This window comes from Treponema bryantii NK4A124 (assembly GCF_000421345.1).
Taxonomy (GTDB): domain Bacteria; phylum Spirochaetota; class Spirochaetia; order Treponematales; family Treponemataceae; genus Treponema_D; species Treponema_D bryantii_B.
The window spans coordinates 267,215-288,493 of sequence record NZ_ATWV01000001.1 but is presented as its reverse complement, the minus strand read 5'-3'; the positions used below and the strand labels follow the sequence as shown (position 1 = coordinate 288,493).

Annotated in this window: 17 protein-coding genes; 13 read left to right on the top strand and 4 right to left on the bottom strand. The window is 39.8% G+C overall.

Annotation, left to right across the window (positions count from 1 at the left end; translation table 11 throughout):
* The first annotated feature begins 76 nt into the window (after positions 1-76).
* Positions 77-514: a LytTR family DNA-binding domain-containing protein gene (locus G626_RS0101230; RefSeq protein WP_022930976.1), complete on the top strand. Its 438-nt coding sequence runs from the start codon at positions 77-79 to the stop codon at positions 512-514.
* Positions 511-963 carry a DUF3021 family protein gene (locus G626_RS0101225; protein WP_022930975.1) on the top strand — a complete coding sequence of 151 codons (453 nt, stop codon included), beginning with the start codon at positions 511-513 and terminating at the stop codon, positions 961-963. Before G626_RS0101230 ends, G626_RS0101225 begins: the two co-directional genes overlap by 4 nt.
* A gap of 15 nt (positions 964-978) precedes the next feature.
* Here the strand turns inward: G626_RS0101225 and G626_RS17015 are convergent, their stop codons facing one another.
* Complete coding sequence (locus G626_RS17015) at positions 979-1,854, bottom strand: DMT family transporter (RefSeq protein ID WP_231365043.1); 876 nt, start codon at positions 1,852-1,854, stop codon at positions 979-981.
* A 63-nt stretch (positions 1,855-1,917) separates the two neighbouring features.
* The gene (locus G626_RS0101215) at positions 1,918-2,604 is read right to left on the bottom strand and encodes a DNA alkylation repair protein (RefSeq protein WP_022930974.1); all 687 of its coding nucleotides are present in this window, start codon (positions 2,602-2,604) and stop codon (positions 1,918-1,920) included.
* A 53-nt stretch (positions 2,605-2,657) separates the two neighbouring features.
* On the opposite strand from G626_RS0101215, the gene G626_RS0101210 reads away from it, so the two are divergent.
* The 8 genes from G626_RS0101210 (at position 2,658) to G626_RS0101175 (ending at position 12,161) form a co-directional block, all read left to right on the top strand.
* Entirely contained in the window at positions 2,658-3,176 is a 519-nt protein-coding gene (locus tag G626_RS0101210) for a GNAT family N-acetyltransferase (protein WP_022930973.1), read from the top strand.
* A gap of 11 nt (positions 3,177-3,187) precedes the next feature.
* The gene (locus G626_RS0101205) at positions 3,188-3,997 is read left to right on the top strand and encodes a M28 family peptidase (protein WP_231365042.1); all 810 of its coding nucleotides are present in this window, start codon (positions 3,188-3,190) and stop codon (positions 3,995-3,997) included.
* 16 nt (positions 3,998-4,013) lie between these two features.
* A complete protein-coding gene (mnmL, locus tag G626_RS0101200; RefSeq protein ID WP_022930971.1) occupies positions 4,014-4,973 on the top strand; it encodes a tRNA modification radical SAM protein MnmL/YtqA in 960 nt (319 codons plus the stop codon).
* Between the two features lie 17 nt (positions 4,974-4,990).
* Positions 4,991-6,244, top strand: coding sequence for a DUF1266 domain-containing protein (locus G626_RS0101195; RefSeq protein WP_081647462.1), 1,254 nt, complete (start codon positions 4,991-4,993; stop codon positions 6,242-6,244).
* Between the two features lie 102 nt (positions 6,245-6,346).
* Positions 6,347-8,590, top strand: a complete 2,244-nt coding sequence (locus tag G626_RS0101190; protein ID WP_022930969.1) for a toprim domain-containing protein — start codon at positions 6,347-6,349, stop codon at positions 8,588-8,590.
* Between the two features lie 162 nt (positions 8,591-8,752).
* A complete protein-coding gene (gene argF, locus G626_RS0101185) occupies positions 8,753-9,745 on the top strand; it encodes an ornithine carbamoyltransferase (protein ID WP_022930968.1) in 993 nt (330 codons plus the stop codon).
* 87 nt (positions 9,746-9,832) lie between these two features.
* Positions 9,833-10,102: an ACT domain-containing protein gene (locus tag G626_RS0101180; RefSeq protein ID WP_022930967.1), complete on the top strand. Its 270-nt coding sequence runs from the start codon at positions 9,833-9,835 to the stop codon at positions 10,100-10,102.
* A 124-nt stretch (positions 10,103-10,226) separates the two neighbouring features.
* Entirely contained in the window at positions 10,227-12,161 is a 1,935-nt protein-coding gene (locus tag G626_RS0101175; protein WP_022930966.1) for an EAL domain-containing protein, read from the top strand.
* Positions 12,162-12,226: 65 nt separating this feature from the next.
* Here the strand turns inward: G626_RS0101175 and G626_RS0101170 are convergent, their stop codons facing one another.
* Positions 12,227-13,513 (bottom strand): deoxyguanosinetriphosphate triphosphohydrolase family protein, encoded by a 1,287-nt coding sequence (locus G626_RS0101170; RefSeq protein ID WP_022930965.1) that lies wholly within the window; start codon positions 13,511-13,513, stop codon positions 12,227-12,229.
* A 111-nt stretch (positions 13,514-13,624) separates the two neighbouring features.
* On the opposite strand from G626_RS0101170, the gene G626_RS17085 reads away from it, so the two are divergent.
* Genes G626_RS17085 through G626_RS0101155 form a run of 3 tightly spaced genes read left to right on the top strand, consistent with a single transcriptional unit; the run spans position 13,625 to position 19,938 of the window.
* Positions 13,625-15,373: an ATP-binding response regulator gene (locus G626_RS17085; RefSeq protein WP_022930964.1), complete on the top strand. Its 1,749-nt coding sequence runs from the start codon at positions 13,625-13,627 to the stop codon at positions 15,371-15,373.
* A gap of 14 nt (positions 15,374-15,387) precedes the next feature.
* The gene (locus G626_RS0101160) at positions 15,388-16,500 is read left to right on the top strand and encodes an FIST signal transduction protein (protein WP_022930963.1); all 1,113 of its coding nucleotides are present in this window, start codon (positions 15,388-15,390) and stop codon (positions 16,498-16,500) included.
* Between the two features lie 6 nt (positions 16,501-16,506).
* A complete protein-coding gene (locus tag G626_RS0101155; RefSeq protein ID WP_022930962.1) occupies positions 16,507-19,938 on the top strand; it encodes an EAL domain-containing protein in 3,432 nt (1,143 codons plus the stop codon).
* 32 nt (positions 19,939-19,970) lie between these two features.
* On the opposite strand, the gene G626_RS0101150 is transcribed toward G626_RS0101155, so the two are convergent.
* Entirely contained in the window at positions 19,971-21,269 is a 1,299-nt protein-coding gene (locus tag G626_RS0101150; RefSeq protein WP_022930961.1) for an OFA family MFS transporter, read from the bottom strand.
* Between the last annotated feature and the right edge of the window lie 10 nt (positions 21,270-21,279).

The window sequence follows — 21,279 nt, the reverse complement described above, 5'->3', positions numbered from 1 at the left end:
AAACAAAAAACTTTACACCCTCTATTCTGCAAGATACAATATAAATAGTCTCAGAAGAACCAGTTTGAGGAAAAAAATGAAAGTAACCATTCTTGAGAAGAAGACAGATGAGGAAGATGAGTTAATTGTTAGGTGTGACTATCTTGATGAAAGTCTGACAAAACTAATCAATCAGTTTAAAAGCGGCAAAGGCAAAATGAACTTTTACAAGGATTCTAAAATTGTTTTTGTTGAACCTGAAGAGATTTTGTATTTTGAATCTGTAGATGATAAAGTTTTTGCCTATACAAAAGATTGTGTTTACGAAACAAAATCCAAACTCTATCAGCTGGAAGAAGAATTGCCGGCCAGCCTTTTCTTTAGGGCTAACAAAGCAGTAATTGTAAATCTGGATAAAATAGACAGCCTCGCGCCGGTATTCGGAGGCCGCTTTGAAGCAATTCTTGAAAACGGATATAAAGTTGTAATTTCGAGGAACTACTTAAACACATTAAAGGAGTTGTTAGGTTTATGAAACATAGTGTAAATAACGACGGAATGCTTTCCGTGATGATTAATATCTGTACCCGAGTTGTAACCATGATTTTTATAATGATTACAATTTTCAGAAAATTCTTCAGCTCATCTGGTGAGCTTTATATGGGACTTAAAGATATATGGGGTGTTTTGATTATTGGAATTGTTTCCGGATTCGCTTTTGGAATTTTCCTCATCAAAAAGAATATGACTAACAGGCAGCTTACCCTATGTGAAATCCTATATTTTTTGATTCTGAATTCTGTTCTCGTTTTTATAGGCTTGAATCTCGGCTGGTTCCAGAAAGACCTGAAATCACTTGCTGTTATGGAGATAATGTTTGTTCTGATTTTTATCATTGTAACTCTTCTGGTTTATCTTCTTGATTTCAGTGAAGCCAAAAAGATAAACGAAAAATTACAGGCCAGAAAGAAGAAGCTTGAATAAAGGACTTAGCGTTCACTAACAAAAAGCCCTGCAATAGTGATTGCGGCTCCTAACCCGCCAAGCAGGGTGATTTTTTTCTCCGAGTACAAAAAATGCAAAGATGATTGTAACAACGGGAATAAGGTAAAGGCCGCAGCTGACTTTTACGGTTCCTACAGTTTTGCAGGCCTTATTCCAGGCTGCGAAACAAAATCCGCTGGCTACAAGTCCAAGGAAAAGAAGATATATATCATTAAGAGGATTCTTAAATCTTGAAACATTTTCCAGTATGCCATTCTGTTTAGTAAAAAGCATAAGAGGAATCATCATTAAAACTGCAAAAAAGAAAATACGGCGTGTTGCACAAATCTGATCGTAGTTTTTTCTATTGATGATTGAAATTACAACTGAGTAAAAGCCCCAGCAGATTGCAGAAAAAAGGGCAAGAAAATCTCCCCTTGGATTGAACTCAAGAGTTCTGTTTCCATTCAGACAGACGAGGGTAACTCCTGTAATCGAAATTACAAAGCCGATAATAAACCACAAAGAAAGATGTTTTTCCTTCAGAAAAATCTGGCTGAAGATTGCAGTGAAAAGAGGACAGATGCTTACGATAACACTTACGTTTGATGCGTTTGTATAATTGATGGCAATATTTTCAAAAAGCTGATAAAGGATTACTCCGGTAAAACCGGCCAGTGCAAAAAGAATGTTATCTCGGGCAGCAATTTTTTCAAAGCGGGGACGCAGAATCCAGAGTCCTATGTAAGCAGCAATAAATCTATAAAAGAGAATTTCAAGCGGCGTAAAATCACGAAGAAGATATTTAGTGCAGACAAAAGTGATGCCCCAGAAAAATACACAGGCGGCCGCAAGCAGATAACCAAAAACTTTTTTATCACGAAAACTCATGAGAGAGAATATAGCACAAAAAAAATGTCGAAACAATCGGCGCTTGTGGGGTCTGTGGCGCCTTTAATTTATTCGGAAACCTTTCAAATATTCTTTATGTTCTGGCGATACACGGAAGCTTTCGCAGGCCTTTTGAATTGCCTTATTGTGTGTCCATATATCAAGCTTTTTTTCCTGAATAAAAGTGATTGCCGTGTCCCACTGTTTAACGAGTGCTTCGGCAAAGAGCCAGGCTGTCATCATATTTACGTAATATTGGTCGCTGCGAATGGCAGCCGGTAATTCGAGGTATTCTGCTTTAAAGTCATCATCAAGAAAATATTTCATCAAAAGCAGCATACCAACACGTTGGATAAAAGGCTTTTCGGAGCGGATCCAGTCTTGCAGCTTTGGAAGAAGCAGATTTCGGTTCTTTTTTAGAACAGCCGGATTTAGTCCGTCGCTTACAGCCCAGCTGTTTATGTAAGGCAGAAAGTTTTCGAGGGCAGTCAGACATTCCTCATAGTTTTTGATTTTATTAATAATAGCAATCTGCAGACAGTTTTCTTCGTGATATTTGTGAGGGAGATCAGCCAAAAAATCTTCAAGCACGGCAGGTGGTAAGATTTTTATCTCTCGAATTACATTTTTGTAGGCTGGCGACCGTACACCGATAAAAGCATCTCGTGGCAGGGTAGGTACCAGCTTTGCAGAAAAATCAGCGTATTTTTTATCCTGATATTTGAAAAGAATTTTTTGTATCTGGGTCATGAGTTTATTATATAGACTTCCCCCTCACAAAGTAAATCATTAAAATATATAATATGAATACCCAATTAAAAATCCGGGATGCAGATATTAACGATGCGGAACGCCTTGTTGAGATTTATGCGCCTTATATTACAGAAACTGCAGTTTCTTTTGAATATGATGTTCCGACTGTGGACGAATTCAAGGAAAGAATCAAAAATATTAAAGAGAAATATCCTTATCTGGTCTGTGAGAAAGACGGCAATATTGTGGGCTATGTTTATGCCAGTGCTTACAGTAAACGCGAGGCCTATGACTGGACGGTTGGTACTTCGATTTATGTAGATAAGAAGTTCCGCAGAATGGGAATCGGCTCGCTGCTTTATAGTCACCTCGAAGAAGAACTCAAAAAAATTGGGATTGAAAATCTTCTTGCCGGTGTTGCTTATTGCGAACGAGAGGATCCATATCTAACAAAAGATAGTTACAAATTTCACCTGCGGGAAGGTTATGTTATGGCTGGTCATCTTAAGGATGTTGGTAAAAAGTTTGACCGTTATTATGATCTTTTGTGGATGCAGAAAAAAATATAGTGGAAAGAATAATGGCTGGAATCGGAATGTCTGAATTTGAACAATTTATTGCTCCAGAATGTGATCGTGCCAGTTTTATTCAAAATTATCTCAGGGCCGCAGGGCTTGAAGCTCCTCTTTTACAAATGGAAGGAAAAAATCATATTTATGTGAAATTTCCTCAGGTTCAGTATAATCCCTCCTTCCGCATAAAAACTGTAATTGCACATTATGACAGATTTCCGGGAAGTCCCGGTGCAAACGATAATTCGGCAGCAGTTTTCTGCCTTTTACGCTGGGCTGGTCAACTTGCCGGATTAGCCGGCGGACAATTTCATAATATTCGTCTTATTTTTACCGATGGCGAGGAACTCGGCGCGGCGGGCGTTGCGGAACAAGGTGCCTTCCCGCTGGCCCAGGTCTTCCGGCGACTTGGCATTACCAATGACGATATTTTCGTATTCGACTGCATGGGGCGTGGCGACGTCCCGATTTTAACTCAAACTATTCTGCCACCTAAGGCTCCGGCCCGCTTTGTAAAAGATTTCAGCGCTCTGGAACAGCGTGCAGCAAGCCTCCTGCAAGCCTCTGCAAACGGCCGCTGGTTCTGTCTGCCCTGCAACTATTCTGATAATGCAAGCTTTATTGCAAACGGCATTCCGGCCGTGGCAATCACCATGCTGCCGTCTGCAGAAGTCACTGCAGCTACCCAGGGGATTCAGCCCCAGACCTGGCAGCTCCTGCATACCCTAGACGACAACCTGGCTTCACTTACACCACAAAGCTTCGAAATCTTCCATAATATTTTGAATAATCTGGCAGCCCTTAAAACGCTGGCTTGAAGACGGGGAGTTCGCTTTGCTAACACTTTCTCAGTTCTACGAATCAATCTTCGGCTGCAAAACCTATAAGATTTCTCTGGATGCAGCCTGCACCTGTCCAAACCGCGACGGAAGTAAGGGGAAGGGCGGATGTATTTTCTGCTCGCAGGCTGGCAGTGGAGATTTTGTGGCAGGGAGAAGCTTTCCAATAAAAGAGCAGATAGAGCAGGGCAAAAAACTTGTAGAAGTCAAACTACGTGGACGGAGCGGTGAACGACAGAGTAAGTATATAGCTTATTTTCAAAGCTTTACTTCGACCTATGGTGATGCGGAAAATCTGCTTTCAAAATACCGGGAAGCCTTGAATTGCGAGGGAGTAGAAGGCCTTGCTGTAGCAACCCGTCCGGACTGTCTGAGTGACGAGATTTTGAAAGGCCTCGCCGACATCTCGCGCGAACACTTTGTACAGATAGAACTGGGCCTTCAGACCTGCAATGAAGCGACCGGCAATCTCATAAACCGCTGCTACACAAACGAAGATTATCTAGATGCCGTCAGCCGTATTCGCAAGGCAGCTCCCTCAATCCATATAGTAACCCATCTTATTTTCGGACTTCCCGGCGAGACCGAAGAAGACATGCTGAAATCAGTAAAGTTCGTAGTGGAACAAAATACTCGTCATGCTGAACTAGTTTCAGCATCTAATACTATGGAGTCCGACCTTCATCAAAATGACAAATGGGGTATAAAAATCACATCTCTCTACATCCTCAAAAACACCCGACTTGCCACCATGTACGAAGATGGCGCCTACCAGCCTCTTACAAAAGATCAATACTTCGCCCTGCTGCAAAAAGCCCTGCAGCTCCTGCCTCAAAACTGCGTAGTCCACCGCCTCACCGGCGACCCTCCGAAAAGTCAGCTGCTGGCACCACAATGGACCACCGATAAAAAACGCATTCTCAACGAAATTAAAAATCTTTTATTCCTGATATAGTGTGCTATAATTTAGATATGAGAAGACTTTTATCATTTATTGTTTGTTTATTGGTATCGGTAGCTCTTTTTGCACAGACATGGGATCAGCTTTCGGAACTGGAAAAATATGCAGTTGCCTTTTCCAGTAATCTTTTTGAAATTAATCAAGAAAATCATTTTGATTTTTCAAATAAATCCAATGCCGAAGAGGGCAAACAGATTTTAAAGGATTCCTGGGGAATTACAGATTACCAGTCTCTTGTAGATAATTTTAATACCCTTGAAGAAAGAGGTCATTCAGGGGCTTATGATGAATTGCTTAAACTTTTGGATAAGCATAAGAAAAAATCAATTCTTGAAATAGCGCAGGCTGAAAATCTAGATGTGCTGGATACATCAAGATTGTATTATGCTTCAACAATGAAAAACGTTCTTGGAAGTCATGGTATAGAAGCATGGGATGAAGGACGCGAAATTACAACTCTCAGATGGGGAATTGGAGCCGGCTATATTTCTTATGATGAAGCAGTAAAACTGCTTGAACCGGTAGTAGAGCGTATAAAAAATGATTATGTTTCCTGGGATGATTATATGGCTCATTATATTGCCGGCAGATGCTTTTACGGACTTTATTCATCTAACTATAAAACTCTGGCCGAAAAGGCCATAAAAGCAGCCGAAAATACACGTAAAACTATTCCATATAAAGAAATTAAATTTACTGCTAAAAATGCTGATAAGAAACATGTAATGACTTTTGACAAGAGCATTTATAAACCATCTAAAGAAGCACTCAGATGGGAAGAAATACAAAAGCTTTCCACACAGGAGCCGGGGGAAAAGGTTCTTGCTGAACTGGAAAAATTTGAAGCAGAGTATCCTGAAAGTAAAAATATAACCTTCTGGATTCATCTTGATTCACTTAGAAGATGTGCCGAAAGTAAGGCTGTCGTTGGATTTATTGAATCATATGGAGCTTATTTAGAAGCTCTTCCTGCAGAGAATGAAATTTCTATTAATACAAAATATGTATATATGTATGCCTTAAATGATATCGGGCAGCCTCAACAAACCTTAATGGTATTTGATTCTCTTCCTGATTCAATGAAAACGAATGTTTATTTCTATTATCAATATGCCTGTGCCTATTATATTCTTTCGTTGCAGACACCTGTTGAATCAGAAAAAAATATCTATGAGGCAAGGGCTGTTGCTGCTTTTGAACAGTGTGAGAAAATTGGATATACATTAAATGACTTTATAAAAAAATGGATAAAGTCAGTAAAATGAAAAAAATAGGGAAAATAATACAGATTGGAACCCCTCTTGACTTTCCACTAATCTCATAATAAAATTCTACTATTATAATAAACATTTTTGGGTGGGATCAAAATGTCAGAGAAAAAAACTGGGCTTTCAGCTCGTATTGCCGCTATGCAGGCAGCAGAAAAGGCTGCTGCATCAAAATCAACTGCTTCTAAAACGACTCCGGCAAAAAAAACAACGACTGCAAGTAAAACTGCAACAGCTGCCAAGGCTTCTGCAAAGGCTCCGGCTAAACCGGCTGCAAAAACTGCCGCTAAAGCACCTGCAAAAGCAGCCGCTGCAAAAACTGTAAAAGCGGTGGCAAAAGCAGCACCAGCAAAAGCCGTTCCTGCAAAAACAGCAGCAAAGCCATCAGCTGCCGCTAAAGCCCCTGCTAAACCAGCCGTATCAGCAAAAGCAACGGCTAAAACTGCTGCTGCTCCAGCCAAGGCTCCCGCAAAATCAGCAAAAGCCGCTTCCTCCGCACAAACTAATCCTGGCGTTTACGACGAAAATTCCATCCAGCACCTCGAAGGTCTTGAGCATATCCGCTTGCGCCCTGGTATGTACATCGGCTCTCTCGGAGACGGTTCAAACGAAAACGACGGTATCTACATTCTTCTTAAGGAAGGAATCGATAACTCTGTCGACGAGTTCTCTCAGGGCTTTGGTAAAAAAATTGATATTGAAATTAAAGAGGGCCGCGTAAAAATCCGCGACTATGGACGAGGTATCCCGCTTGGAAAACTCGAAGACTGTGTTTCCAACGTAAACACCGGTGCCAAATATAACAACAATGTATTCAAGCAGGCCATTGGTATGAACGGTGTAGGTATTAAGGCTACAAATGCGCTTTCTTCATACTTCCGTGCTGCATCTATCCGCGATGGAAAAATGGCAGTGGTTGAGTTTGCAAAAGGTGAAAAACTCAGCGGTAAAACCGGCGCGGCAAAGCCTGGTGTTCCAAACGGAACTTACCTTGAGTTTGAGCCTGATACAGAGCTTTTTGGAAAATACAACTTCAACATGGAGTATGTAGAAAAGCGTCTCTGGAATTATGCTTATCTCAATCCGGGACTCATGCTCAAATGTAACGGTCAGGAATATATCAGTCAGCATGGTATTCAGGATCTGCTTGAACACGAAATGGACGGTAAAGCCCTTTATAAAATCTTCAGCTACAAGGGCGAGAACCTTGAGTTCGTGTTAACTCATACTAACAGCCTTGATAAATATGTTTACTCATTCGTAAACGGACAGTCTACAGAAGACGGTGGTACCCACGTTACTTCCTTCCTCGACGGTGTTACAAAGGGTGTAAATTCCTTCTTTAAAAAAGAGTACGATGAAAAAGATGTTTGCGGCGGATTAATCTGTGCCCTCAAAATCGGCCTTGATAATCCAATGTTTACCAGCCAGACAAAGAATAAACTTGGTAACGTAGAAATCCGAGCTCCAATTATTAAGGAAGTTCAGACAGCAATTGATGACTGGCTGCGACATAACCCGGATGTTGCCGGTGCCCTCGAAGATAAAATCATCAAAAATCAGAAGGCCCGCAACGAAATCAACAGCGTAACCGAAAAGCAGATTCGCGAAGCAGAAAAATCTGTAATGCTTAAAATCAAAAAGCTTAAGGACTGCCGCTACCACCTTCAGGATGGAGAGAAGGGTGCCAACTCTATGATTTTTATTACCGAGGGAGATTCTGCGACAGGTTCAATGGTTGGAAGCCGCGACGTTTCTTACCAGGCAATTTTCTCTCTGCGCGGTAAGCCTGAAAATATGTATGGCCGCAAAAAGTCTGCACTCTTTGAAAACGAAGAACTTAAAAACCTTACCTTCAGTCTTGGTGTTCAGAAGGACATTGAAGGCTTGCGTTATGACAAAATCATTATCGCAACCGATGCCGATAACGACGGCTTCCATATCAGAAATCTTGTTATGACCTATCTCCTGCTTTTCTTTGAAGAGCTGGTTTTGACAGGTCACGTTTATATTCTCGAAACTCCTCTTTTCCGTGTACGCAATAAATCAAAGACAGTTTACTGCTACAGTGAAGAAAGCCGTGATAAAGAAGTTGCCAAGATGGGAAAATCTGCCGAGGTAACCCGCTTTAAGGGACTTGGAGAAATCAATCCTAGTGAGTTCGGCCAGTTCATCTTCCCTCGTAAAGAAGGTGAGAGTGAAGACAAGGGAATGCACCTTACACAGGTTACAATCCAGACTCTCAAAAATGTTCCTCAGGTTCTCAAGTTCTACATGGGTAACAACACTCCTGAACGCCGCGACTTTATCGTTCACAACCTTGCTAAAGAAATCGACGCATAAATAAATTGCCACACGGATTTGATTTTGCTAACGCAAAATCCAAAAAATAAATATGGAATTACGTTAGTAATTCCGAATCCGTGTGGTGAAAAATTGTATCTAGTTTCTTTTTATTATTTCTGTTATAATTCTACTTTCATTATAAATTGTTCGAGGTACTTTATGGACTTAAAAGGACGCAATTTTCTTACATTAAAAGATTTTACTCCGGCAGAAATTACAGGCCTGCTTGACCTCGCTGCCGACCTCAAGGAAAAAAAGAAAAAGGGTATTCCGGTAGATATTCACCGTGGTAAAAACATTGCCCTCATTTTTGAAAAAACAAGTACCCGTACCCGTTGTGCCTTTGAAGTTGCAGCACACGACCTTGGCATCTGCACAACTTATCTTGCAGAAGGCAGTCAGATTGGAAAGAAAGAAAGCATTGCAGATACAGCCCGCGTTCTCGGCCGCATGTTCGACGGAATTGAATACCGCGGCTATGAGCAGACAATCGTAGAAGACCTTGCAAAATATTCAGGTGTAGTTGTCTGGAACGGACTTACTAACGAATACCATCCAACTCAGATGCTTGCAGATATGCTTACAATCCGTGAGCACTACGGAAGGCTTCAGGGGCTCAAGTTGGTTTACTTTGGAGATGCCCGCTACAATATCGGAAACTCACTTTGCATTGTATGTTCAAAGCTTGGTCTTAATCTCACTCTCTGCGCTCCGGAAAAATATTTCCCAAATAAGGCGCTTGTTGATGAGTGCGATAAATGGTGTCAGGAAAGCGGTGGCTCAATCACTCTGGAAAGTGATGTAGACAAGGCCGCTGCCGGAGCCGACATCATCTACACCGACGTTTGGGTAAGCATGGGCGAGCCTGATGCTGTCTGGGCAGAACGCATTGCAGATCTTAAGGCATATCAGGTAAATGCTGAGGTAATGAAAAAGGCAAAGCCTACCGCAATCTTTATGCACGACCTGCCATCATTTCACGACCTCAACACAAAAATCGGTAAGGAAGTAGGTGAGAAGTTCGGCCTCACCGCCATGGAAGTAACAGACGAAGTTTTCGAAAGCAAACAGTCGGTAGTTTTCGACGAAGCCGAAAACCGCATGCATACTATTAAAGCAGTTATCGCTGCTACACTCGGAAATAACTTTTAATAACAGAACTTGTCATGCTGAACTTGTTTCAGCATCTATTAAAAGATCCCGAAACAAGTTCGGGATGACGGAATAAAGGAGAACACAATGAACGCAATAATAACAGTAGTAGGATCAGATAAAGTCGGAATCATCGCCAAGGTTTCTCAGTACCTTTCAGATCATAAAATCAACATTGCAGATATTACCCAGACAATTCTTTCGGGCAATTTCGTAATGATGATGATGGTAGACCTGTCTGCTGCCGATATCGACATCGAAACCCTTCGCAGCAGCATGAATACCCTCGCAGAAGACATGGGTGTAGAAATCAACATCATGAACGAAAAAGTCTTTTCTGCAATGCACAGAGTATAAACTTCGTGGTTTCGATACACTTCGCTCCGCGAAGCACTCAACCACCGATGGTTGAGTATGCTGCAGGCAGTATCGAAACCATATTTTTTTGCGTAACTTATAATTTTATGTTATTATATAACTAATGGAATTCGGTTATTCAGATTACTACATCGTCGGCGAGATAATAACCTGCTGGGGTGCTTTTCTTATTTGTATAAATACGCTTCTCTCCTATGCCCTTTATGACAGGCGACAGCGCTTTTTTCTCTATGCTGCAGGTGCAACACTTGTTGCATCTTTTTTGAATATTCTGTCAGTTTATAACATTGCTACTTACAGTGAGCATTCACATTTTATCTGTATGCTCGTAACTACACTTTATTTTTTCTTTTTATTGGTTTGCCCTTTTATAATGACATCTTATGTCTGTGATATGGCAATTCAAAGTAAAAGAAAAAGAAAAGTTCTTAACTGCGTACTTGGTATTGTTCAGAGTCTTTATTTCATATTTGTAATTATAAATGTAAAAACAGGCTGGATTTTCTCTTTTGATGAAGCAGAAGGCTATATAAGAGGCCCTGCTAAAAATATTACTTATATTCTTTCAATGGCATATGGGCTTGCAATCGTTCTGACGGTAATAATCCAGAGAAAACTTATTGCACGACGCATTTTCTGGGTATTTATATTATATCCTGTTTTATCCCTGTATTTTGTTGGAATTCAGTTTTTCTTTCCGAAAATCCTTCTTACTGGAGTTGCTTCCTTTACATCAGTACTTTTTGCCTATATGACAATTCAGTCATATACAATGGAAATAAATCTGAAAACCGGCCTTATGACAGAAAACCGCCTGCGAAGACGTATTTCCATGCAGAGGCACGGTGGCGTACTTTATGTAATGACCATTGAAAATATCAATATGATTCAATCCAGCCTTGATGCCCTGGAATTAAATCAGATGTACCTGAAGCTCGGCGAAATCCTTATGACTCATTTTCCTCGTAATGCTTATATTATTTCTATAAATCGTCTTGCTGCAATAGGCCGTAATGTTGATGAAATTAGAGAAAAAAGCAAAGAAATTCTTGATGACATAAAAAAGCTTTGTACGGATATTAACTCAGTAATTCCTATTCCAATAGAATCTTACTCAGCAGCACTGCAGTTCTCAAAAGAGGATAAAGATTACGAGTCTATGATGGATTTGCTCAACAGTCTTCTGTTAAGGGCTAAGACTTCACAGTTAAAGAACCTTCAGATTTGTGATGAATCAGTTTTTGCTGACAGGGAGAGAAAGCGCTGTATATATAAGATTTTGAAGAGAGAGCTTAACCTCGAATCAGATCAGTTTCAGGTATGGTTTCAGCCAATCTATTCTATTCAGAATAAAAAGTTTGAATATATGGAAGCTCTTTCCCGCCTCCGGGGTACTGAACTTGGTGATATTCCGCCTCAGGAGTTTGTTCAGGTTGCAGAAAACCGCGGTCTTATTGAGATGCTGGGCTTTGTTGCCTTTGAAAAGGTTTGTAAGTTTATTTCAGAAAATCGTGATACGGTGAATGCAGTTTCAATAAACTTTTCTGTATATCAGATGATGAATCCTAAGGTTGTTCAAAATGTTCTGAAAACAATAGAACGTTTTAACCTTTCGCCGTCAAATATTATTATGGAAATTACAGAAAGTATCTTTATAGATAATTATGAGCTGGTTATGAAGCATATGATGGAGCTTGCCCGGGCAGGCGTAAAGTTCTATCTTGATGACTTTGGTACAGGTTATTCAAATCTTACAAACGTAATTTCTCTTCCATTTTCTACTATTAAAATGGATCGTTCCCTTGTTCTTGCCATGGAAGAAGGCCAGAAGGGTGTAAGTCTTTTCTTTGATTTAGTAAGTACTTTCAAGGGAGTAGGCTTTAATATTCTTGTAGAAGGTGTTGAAACAAATAATCAGAATTATCTGGTAGAGCGGGCTGGGGTAGACTATATTCAGGGCTTCCTCTACAGTCGTCCCCTGCCACCAAATGAATGTATTGAACTCTTAAAGAGAACCGGTGCAGTGGTGGTTGAGTGACACGAAGTGTCGTATGAAGCGGTGGTTGAGTGACACGAAGTGTCGTATCGAAACCACCATTTCACTTAAAATGTAATTACTTCCTCGTAAACCTGAATTGCAAACTGATCTGTCATTCCCGAAATAAATTCAATTATGCATTTTGTATAAGACTCGTTATCGTGCAGATCAAAGACCGGCTGTGTGTTGTATTTTAGTACGGATTTTCGGTCTACAAAGCTGTGGCGGCTAATGTCAAAAGGTTGATAGGTGGTGTATTTTACCAGCCAGTCTTCAAAGGTTGAACAGAGCTTAGGGTAAAATCGAAGGGCCTGACTAACTCGACCCGTTTCTGCAAAAATCTTTGTTTTCTGCAGGGTGCGGAAAAGAGTTCCGATTATGTTTTCTGCATATATTGCAAACTCTCCAAGTCTCCAGTGCTTGTAAATACGGGCAAAGTTAAATTTCTTAAGCTCAAGAATAAAGCGGAAGTATTCATCAGAAAAGCAAAGGCCTTTTTCAGGGCTGCTCTGTTCGCAAAGGTCTACAATAAGGTCGTTTATGAGGGTTGTAGTGTTTACTGCTTTGCCGCTCCGTAATGCCCGCGCTCCCTTACGCTCAAAGCCCAGGGTGCTGCCTACAATTTCGCGGAGCTCGCGGTAAGCTGCCATATCAATTATATGGTAGGCGCGGGCATCTTCGATATCTCTTCCAAGGTAAGCAATTTTATCAGCAAGTTTTACAACGCAGCCTTCCCAGGTATAAGGCTGAATGAATCCTGGCCGTTTTATTGAGTATAAATCAATTGCTTCTTCGCGCGGTTTAATTCCCTGCTGGTCAATTTCTCCACAGTGGCAGATCAGTCCGTCTCGTACGGCATAGGTAAGGTTTAGAGGCTGCTCATAACCATTAGGGTCCGGCAGGGTTTCTATAAAATCAGCAAAGAAAAGACTGTTGCGTTCATGCCAGAATTTTTTTGGAGCATTGTGGCCTTCTTTCTGTTCAAGAAGGTTGTTAAGACAGTCTTCTCCATGGTGACCAAAAGGCGCATGGCCAATATCGTGGCCCATAGCAATGGCACCGGCAAGCTGTTCGTTTAAGCCCAGGTACTTTGCAATTGTTGTTGCAACTGAGGCAACATGCATAACGTGTTCCATACGGGTACAGATATGGTCGTTGTGTGGGGCAAAAAAGACCTGGGTTTTATGTTTTAAGCGGCGGTAGGCCTGGGAATGAAGAATTCTTGTATAATCGCGTTCAAACTCTGTTCGAATTTCGTTATTTCTGCCGTAAATAGGAATCTCGCGCTTATTAGCCTGTTCCCATTTAGGATTTTCCGGACACATTCTTACATCATAAAAAGAATTCTGCATTTTTCGCCTCATCTGACATTCTCCGCTTAAGCGGAGATGCTCTTCAAAATCAATTATATGGCATAAAAATGATTTTGTAAAACTGCTGAAAAGGTGTTATAATAAAATGATATGCTGAAGGATAATAAATTCGTAAGGCGACTGTTTGGCGAACAGTTTGATATACAGCACAGACTTCTCAATATCATCCTTCTTGTAGGTATTCTTGGTGTCGGCTTTGCCTGTTTAAACTCTGTTATAATGAAGCAGAATATCTACACTCAGATTTTCTCCTTTGTGTCCCTTATTCTTTTTATTATTATCTTTTGGGTTGCAAATAAACTTAAGCATGTTCAGCTTTCGGTTATAATATTTTCAATTGTATTTAATAATTTCGTACTTCCGGGGCTTTTTATTACTTCTGGCGGTATAGAAGGCGGAATGCCTCTCTGGTGTCTTTTGGGCTTTATCTTTCCATTTCTTCTTATAAAGGGAAAGCGTTGTATACCTGTTTTTATAATTGGTATAACAGAATTTATTGCCCTGATAATTTATTCATATTATCATCCGGAAATTATTATGAAGATGGATAATATGAAAACGGTACTCATAGATATGGTTATAACTATGATTGCCGTTGTAGTTATTATTGCATCCATTTTCAGATATCAGACTTATGTTTATGAAAAGCTTAGAAAAACAATCATAAAGTCCATACGAGAGGCCAATGAAGCTATTTTGCAAAAGCAGGACTTTATATCAAATGTCTCACATGATATTAGAACCCCAATGGATTCTATTATTGGATTTACAGAAATTGCAAAAAAAAACATGAATAATCCGGAGAAGCTGGCAGACAGTCTGGAAAAAATCTCCCGTGCTTCAGGCCATCTTTTGAACCTCGTTAACGAAGTTCTTGATATGTCAAAAATTGAGAGTGGAAAATCTCCGGTAGAAGAAGATGTATGCAGTATTCATGCAATTATTGATAATGTCTCTCAGATTCTTCAGCACGAAATAGACCATAAAAAACTCAAACTGGAACTGGATTACAGTATGCTCGATGAAGATGTCCTTTCATGCGATAATCTTCGCCTCAATCAGATTTTATTGAATATCATGAGTAATGCCGTTAAGTATTCCTATGAAGGCGGAACTATTTCTGTATCTGTAATTCAGCTTTCTTCAGATGATGAAAGTAAAATCATAAATGAATTCCATATTAAGGATGAAGGCTGTGGTATGACGCCGGAATTTGTTGAGCATGTCTTTGAGCCTTTTGCCCGTGATAAATCTTCTCCTGTTGCCGCTGAAGGAACAGGCCTTGGACTTACAATTGCTAAATCCCTTACAGAAATTATGGGTGGAACAATTGAGGTAACTAGTGAGCTTGGAAAAGGTACAGAGTTTACAGTTACTGTACCGCTTTCAATTCCGTCTCTTACAGAAATCGAAGAAGAACAGGATATCTTTATTTACGACTTCAAGGGACGTCATATTCTTGTTGTTGATGATAATGAGCTTAACCGCGAAATTCTTGTTGAAGCCTTACGCGAAGAAAACTTTATCGTTGATGAAGCAATTGACGGTTCCTTTGCTATTGAAAAACTCAGGGACAATCAGCCGGGAACTTATGATCTTGTTATCCTCGACTTACAGATGCCGGTTATGGATGGTTATGAAACAACAAGAATCATCAGAAGCTTTAAAGACCCTAAGGTTGCACAGATTCCTATTATTGCACTTACAGCAGATGCCTTGCCGGAAGAAAAAACTCAAGCCTTTAATTGCGGTGTAAATGCTTATCTGGTTAAGCCGGTAGATATGCCGTCTCTTCTTAAAGTATTTATGCTTTTCTTCCGTGAAAATAAACGTTCATAGAAAGGAGGGGCTTTGTGGAAAGGTGTGTTGTTGCACTTACATCCAGCTCTGTAAACGAAGAAGCTTACAAAGAAATTCAGACACAGCTTGATGCAAACGAAGTAAAGCCAATCCTCCTTATAATTACTACAGAAGTAGATATGCTCTGGTATTTTGCGCAAAAGCTTCAGCAGCGATATCCGGATGCAGTCGTAATAGGTTCTACAACATATATTAATTATTCTTCCGAAGGCTACAGTCATTGCGGTGCTTCAGTAATGGCAATAAATTCCGGAATTGAAGTTGCAGCCGGAATTATTTTTGATGTAGACAGGCATCCTTCTATGTATAAAGCCCACATAAAACAGGCTCTGGATAAACTTTCAACTTATGAAAATACCTGCTGTCTTGAATTTGTAACTTCCTTTGGAAAAGGAGAAGAGCTTGTTCTCGATACTTTTGAAGAGGCTCTTGAGGGAACAGGAATCAGGGTTGCCGGTGGTTCTGCCGGCTCTCCTTCGGACCACAGAGAATCTTTTGTTTCTTTAGGAAAAGACCTTTATAAACAAAGCTGCGTTTTTGTTTTTATTCATAATCTTGAAGGAAAAATCGGATTCTTCCGTGAAAATGTATACAAACCTACATCTTATAAATTTACGGCAACCTATGTAGATTGCGAAGAGCGCCTTGTAGTTGAATATAACAATAAACCGGCCGCAGAAATTCTTGCACAGACACTTAATGTGCCTTTGGATCAGCTTAAGGATAATCTCTTTCAGCATCCTATGGGCAGACTTGTAGACGGAGATATTTATATAACCTCAGCAGATCAGCTTTTTGAAGATGGTTCAATTTCATATTTTTCACGTATATATAATCACACGAAAATGCTGCTGCTTGAACCTGATGATGTTCGTCGTGTATGGAAAGAAACTGCAAACCGGGTAGCAAATCAAATGAAAAATACAGCATTTTCAATTTCAATAAACTGTTTTTTAAGAACCATGCTTTTTGAAAGCGAGAACTGCTTTGGAGAGTTTGTTAATCAACTGAGATGTTACGGACATTTTATTGGGGTTTCCGGTTATGGAGAACAACTGGATTTTATACATCTGAACCAGACAATGGTTCTGCTGGTTTTTGAATGAGGTAATATGGACAGATACAACAAGGGTGTAATTTTTACTAACGATAAATGTATTGCCTGTAATAAATGTATAAGTAATTGTTCTCTTATGGGAGCAAATGTCTCTGTTGTAAAAAACGGTATTGCACATATGGAAATAGATTCCAGAAAGTGTAATGACTGTGGAAAATGTATTAACGTATGTGTTCATAATGCAAGAGATTATCGTGATGATACAGAAGCCTTTTTTACAGACCTCGAAAAAGGTGAAAAGATTTCTGTTGTTCTTGCTCCAGCTTTTTTTGGACTTTATGGTGATAATGCCGAAGAAATCATCGGCTGCCTGAAATCTCTTGGAGTTGATAAAGTTTATGACGGTGCTTATGGCCGTGAAATTTCTGTGTATCTCACAGTAAAGCATATAAAAGAAACCAGTAAGCTTCCTGTAAAGGATCGTCAGTTTATAAGCAATGCCTGCCCGGCACTTGTTACAGTTATTCAAAAATATCATCCTTTCCTGCTTGAAAAGCTTATTCCTGTTCAGCCCGCATCTGTTTGTACTGCAATTTACGCACATAAATATCTCGGTGATACAAATAAGATTGCCTACCTTAGTGCCTGTGTTGCAAGCAAAGATGAGGTTGATTCTGAAAATACCGGTGGAAATCTTAATTACAACATTACTTTTTCCCGGGTAATGAAAAGGCTCGAAGGGTACAAGCTGGAAGATTATAAGGATAAGGGAAGTCTGGATCTTAAGTCAGAAGGTTTTGGTTCACTTGTTGCTAAAGGCGGAGATTTTTCTGATCTTGTAGCATATTTCTTTTCACCTGCAGAAAATATTATTCCCCTCAAAGGCTTTTCGGAAAGTAATATGAGTTCCCTCTATTTATTTTTTAATGAAGAGTTCAGCGAAGTGCATCCAATCCTTTCTGAAGTTACAGCTTGTCCTTCTGGCTGTATTTCGGGTCCGGGTTTTGATAATAAGACCTTTGATGTAAAAAAAGTTTATACGAATATAAATAAGATTAAAAAAAGAGTTTTTGAAAACTGTAAAAATATCGGAAATCCGGAAAAATTATATAAAGAGTTTGCAGAACAGTTTAAGTATTTGAGGGCAGAGGATTTTAAGCGTTCTTATACAGATTATTCCTGTCAGAAATTTAAAGTGCCTCAAAGTGCAATAAACGAAATCTTTGCAGAAATGCTTAAGGATACCCCTCAAAAGCAGAACATCAATTGTCGTTCCTGCGGTTATAACAGCTGCCATGAAATGGCTCAGGCAATTGCTTTTGGTTACAGCCGAAAAGAAAGCTGTATACACTACATGAATGATCTTTTGATTCACAGACTTAATACAGATGCTGATACAGGACTTTTGTCACCGGTTGCCTTCCACAGACAGGGAGCAATACTTTTTGCCAGAAACCCGGATAAAAACTTTATTGTTGCAGTTGGCGATGTAAATAAACTTAAGATTATAAATGATTTATATAACTTTGAAACCGGAACTGCAGTTCTAAAGCAGATTGCTGCAACTCTGCGTCAGATAGCTGGAGAAGAAGGTATTGTCTCAAGGCTTGGTGGTGGTTCTTTTGCTTTATGTATGGAAAATACAGTAGATAACCTGCAGAGACTACAATCCTGCAAAAGCTTTGACTGTAGTTCATTAGACATTACATTCCCTATTACCATGCATTTTGGTATCAGAATTACAAATCCTGACGTTGGTCTGAGGACTGCCATGACCCAGGCTACACTTTGTATGTGCAGTCATATTTCTTCTGTCCAGAATACCTTTACTGCTTTTACAGAAAAAAATCTTCAGAGAACATATTTAGAGGCTGATATAACTTCAAAGATGCAGAATGCTTTGAAAAACGGTGAATTCAAAATCTGGTTTCAGCCGCAATATTCTGCTGCAAATAACAAACTGGTCGGCGCGGAAGCCCTGGGCCGCTGGATAGAAGAAGACGGTAATATCATTTCTCCTTCTACCTTTATTCCTGTGGCCGAAAAAAACGGCTTTATAAGATTCCTGGATGAAGAAATATGGATAAATGTGTTTGCCATAGTTCGTTCCTGGATTGATAGCGGAATAGACCCTGTACCAATTTCAATTAATGTTTCCCGAGTAAGCCTTGAAACAGATAAAATTTTCTATATAGTTAAGAGACTGAAAGAAAAGTATCAGATACCGGAAAAATATATTCATTTTGAAATTACCGAAAGTGCTTCCATGAATGACCAGGATATGCTTATCCCGCGAATTCAAAAACTGCGTTCTCTTGGTTATGCAATTGCCATGGATGATTTTGGAAACGGTTATTCATCACTCAATTCTTTAAAAGATATGCCTATTGATATTCTTAAACTCGACATGGGCTTTATGCAGGGTGATGACAGCATGAAACGTGGCGGTACAATTATTAATTATGTTGTACGAATGGCGCAGGGGCTCGAATACATTACCGTTGCAGAAGGTGTAGAAACTCAGGAACAGGCAGAATTTTTACGTGGCATTGGTGTAAATATTTTCCAGGGCTTTTTATATGCAAAACCAATGTCGGAAGAAGAATTCCTTGAGTTATTGAAAGATACAGGGCAGCATACTGCAGTAGCACGTCCGAGAACCTTTGGTCAGATTGATGTAAGAAAATTTCTTACACCGGATTCTTCAGAAAGTCTTATGTTTGAAGAATATACAGGACCTGCAGCAATATTTGAATTTGATGAAAAAAATGATGCTCTGGTTTTGATAAGGGCAAATCATAAATATCTTAAACTTTTTGAACTGCAGGATTTGTCTTTTACTGATGTAAGAAGAAATCTGAAAAATCTTGTAGGAAAAGCTTCGACACAAATACTTATTGAAACTGTAAAAAAATCTCTGGCTGAAAATGAAGAAGCTACCTGTAATGCTGAAGTAAGAACATATAAAAAACAGAACCCTATCTGGATAAAAAATCATATATGGGAAATAAGCCATAACGGAGATAAGCATTCCTTCTATCTGCTTGCAGAAGACATAACCAGCGAAAAGATTTCGGAAAGTACACTTGAACTTTCTAATAATCAGCTTGCTATGCTTATGGATAATTCTCAGGTAGGAATGTGTCTTTTACATGTAGAAGTTGACTTCAAACACATACTAACAGGAATGAGGACTCGTTTCTTACGTGCAAATCAGTCTTTTCTTGAAATGTCTGGTTATTCTGAAAAAGAAGTACTTTCATGGACAGAAAAAGAAGGCATGAATATCATTCATCCTAAAGACCGGGCAGGTTTTAAGGTTATTACGGTAAAAGCTTTTCTCGGGAAATTTAAAAAGCCGTATTCTTATGACTATCGTGCCATAAAGAAAGACGGCTCTTATAGAAAGGTAAGAATCTTAGTAACTGGTATTCAGCAGCCGGATAAATCCTTTATGCTGATTACCAATTATATCTTACTGGATTAGTGTCATCCTCGGGCTTGACCCGGGGATCTGTTCTAAGCGTTCTTCTTGCTCATCGGGCGAACTAAGAAGCAGCTGAGACACATAGCAACAGCATACAAAATAGTTGTTACGATAAGAACGTTCTGATATCCAACCGGATTAGCTTGAACTCCATGTACATCAATAAATGCACCTGTGTGCTTTACAATGTAAGAAGCCATCTGGTTTCCTGTAAGACCTGCAAATGCCCATGCAGAAAGTGTAATTCCGTGAATGGCAGAAATATTACCCATTCCGTAGTGGTCAGAAAGGAGGGTAGGAACGTTAGAGAAACCTCCACCGTAACCTGCGTTTACAATGAAAATCAGGGCAAGTACAAAGATGATAAGTGCTGTATTTCCGGCACCGTTTGCAATTCCCTTTGTAAGAAGAACAATCAAAGTCGAAACAATTGAAAGTGTGAAAATCAATTTATAGATTGTGTTGCGGTCCTTAAGCTTGTCTGCCCAGGCAGAGAAACCAAGGCGTCCACCTGCGTTGAACAAAGCAGAAATTGTAGAAATGATTCCAGCTGCTGCACCAAGTCCTACGCACTTAACAATCATCTTTTCCTGAGAAATGATGGCAAGACCACAAGTGATGTTGATATAGAACATAAGCCAGATTCCAATGTAAGAAGCAATTGGTTCTGTCTTAAGGGTTGCAATAATTCCTTCGTCCTTAGACTTAGTCTGTGGTTCAACCCAGCCTTCAGGTTTTGCAAGAATAAGGTGACCAACAAACATCATTACAAAGTAAACACAGGCAAGAATGTAGAACATTTTGTAAACACCGCCTTCTCCAAGACCTGTAAGCATGCGGCTCATGATAGGAGAGGCAATAGCTTTAGCTGCACCAAAGCCTGCTACTGCAAGACCTGTTGCAAGACCTTTTTTGTCCTTAAACCAGAGCATCAAAGTCTTTACAGGAGAAAGGTAGCCGGTTCCAAGACCAATACCCATAATAAAGCCGTAGCTGATGTAAATACCTACAAGAGAAAGCACACTGTGAGGGTGTGTTCCACCGTACCAGATAAAGAAGCCTGTTCCGGCCATACCAAGTGCAAATGTGATTGAAGCAATCAAAGAAGACTTGTGAATGTTTTTTTCTACAAGGCCACCAAGGAAGGCAGCTGACATACCAAGGAAGAAGATTGCAAAGCTGAAAGCCCATTCTACAGCGCCCTTTGAAAAGCCGATGTAGTCTGCAATTTCCTGGCTGAAAATTGACCAGCAGTATACAGTACCGATACTGCAGTGGAGAAGAAGAGCCGGGATTGCACCGCGGATCCACTTGTTCTGAATGTTTTTCATTTTTTATAAT

Excerpts from the sequence above, each read along its gene's own strand:
- G626_RS17015 (WP_231365043.1), bottom strand. The coding sequence starts at position 1,854 with ATGAGTTTTCGTGATAAAAAAGTTTTTGGTTATCTGCTTGCGGCCGCC.
- G626_RS0101215 (WP_022930974.1), bottom strand. The coding sequence starts at position 2,604 with ATGACCCAGATACAAAAAATTCTTTTCAAATATCAGGATAAAAAATAC.
- G626_RS0101155 (WP_022930962.1), top strand. The coding sequence starts at position 16,507 with ATGGACAGATACAACAAGGGTGTAATTTTTACTAACGATAAATGTATT.
- argF (WP_022930968.1), top strand. The coding sequence starts at position 8,753 with ATGGACTTAAAAGGACGCAATTTTCTTACATTAAAAGATTTTACTCCG.
- G626_RS0101195 (WP_081647462.1), top strand. The coding sequence starts at position 4,991 with ATGAGAAGACTTTTATCATTTATTGTTTGTTTATTGGTATCGGTAGCT.
- G626_RS0101205 (WP_231365042.1), top strand. The coding sequence starts at position 3,188 with ATGGCTGGAATCGGAATGTCTGAATTTGAACAATTTATTGCTCCAGAA.
- G626_RS0101150 (WP_022930961.1), bottom strand. The coding sequence starts at position 21,269 with ATGAAAAACATTCAGAACAAGTGGATCCGCGGTGCAATCCCGGCTCTT.
- G626_RS0101180 (WP_022930967.1), top strand. The coding sequence starts at position 9,833 with ATGAACGCAATAATAACAGTAGTAGGATCAGATAAAGTCGGAATCATC.
- G626_RS0101230 (WP_022930976.1), top strand. The coding sequence starts at position 77 with ATGAAAGTAACCATTCTTGAGAAGAAGACAGATGAGGAAGATGAGTTA.
- G626_RS0101175 (WP_022930966.1), top strand. The coding sequence starts at position 10,227 with ATGGAATTCGGTTATTCAGATTACTACATCGTCGGCGAGATAATAACC.
- G626_RS17085 (WP_022930964.1), top strand. The coding sequence starts at position 13,625 with ATGCTGAAGGATAATAAATTCGTAAGGCGACTGTTTGGCGAACAGTTT.
- G626_RS0101170 (WP_022930965.1), bottom strand. The coding sequence starts at position 13,513 with ATGCAGAATTCTTTTTATGATGTAAGAATGTGTCCGGAAAATCCTAAA.
- G626_RS0101190 (WP_022930969.1), top strand. The coding sequence starts at position 6,347 with ATGTCAGAGAAAAAAACTGGGCTTTCAGCTCGTATTGCCGCTATGCAG.
- G626_RS0101225 (WP_022930975.1), top strand. The coding sequence starts at position 511 with ATGAAACATAGTGTAAATAACGACGGAATGCTTTCCGTGATGATTAAT.
- G626_RS0101210 (WP_022930973.1), top strand. The coding sequence starts at position 2,658 with ATGAATACCCAATTAAAAATCCGGGATGCAGATATTAACGATGCGGAA.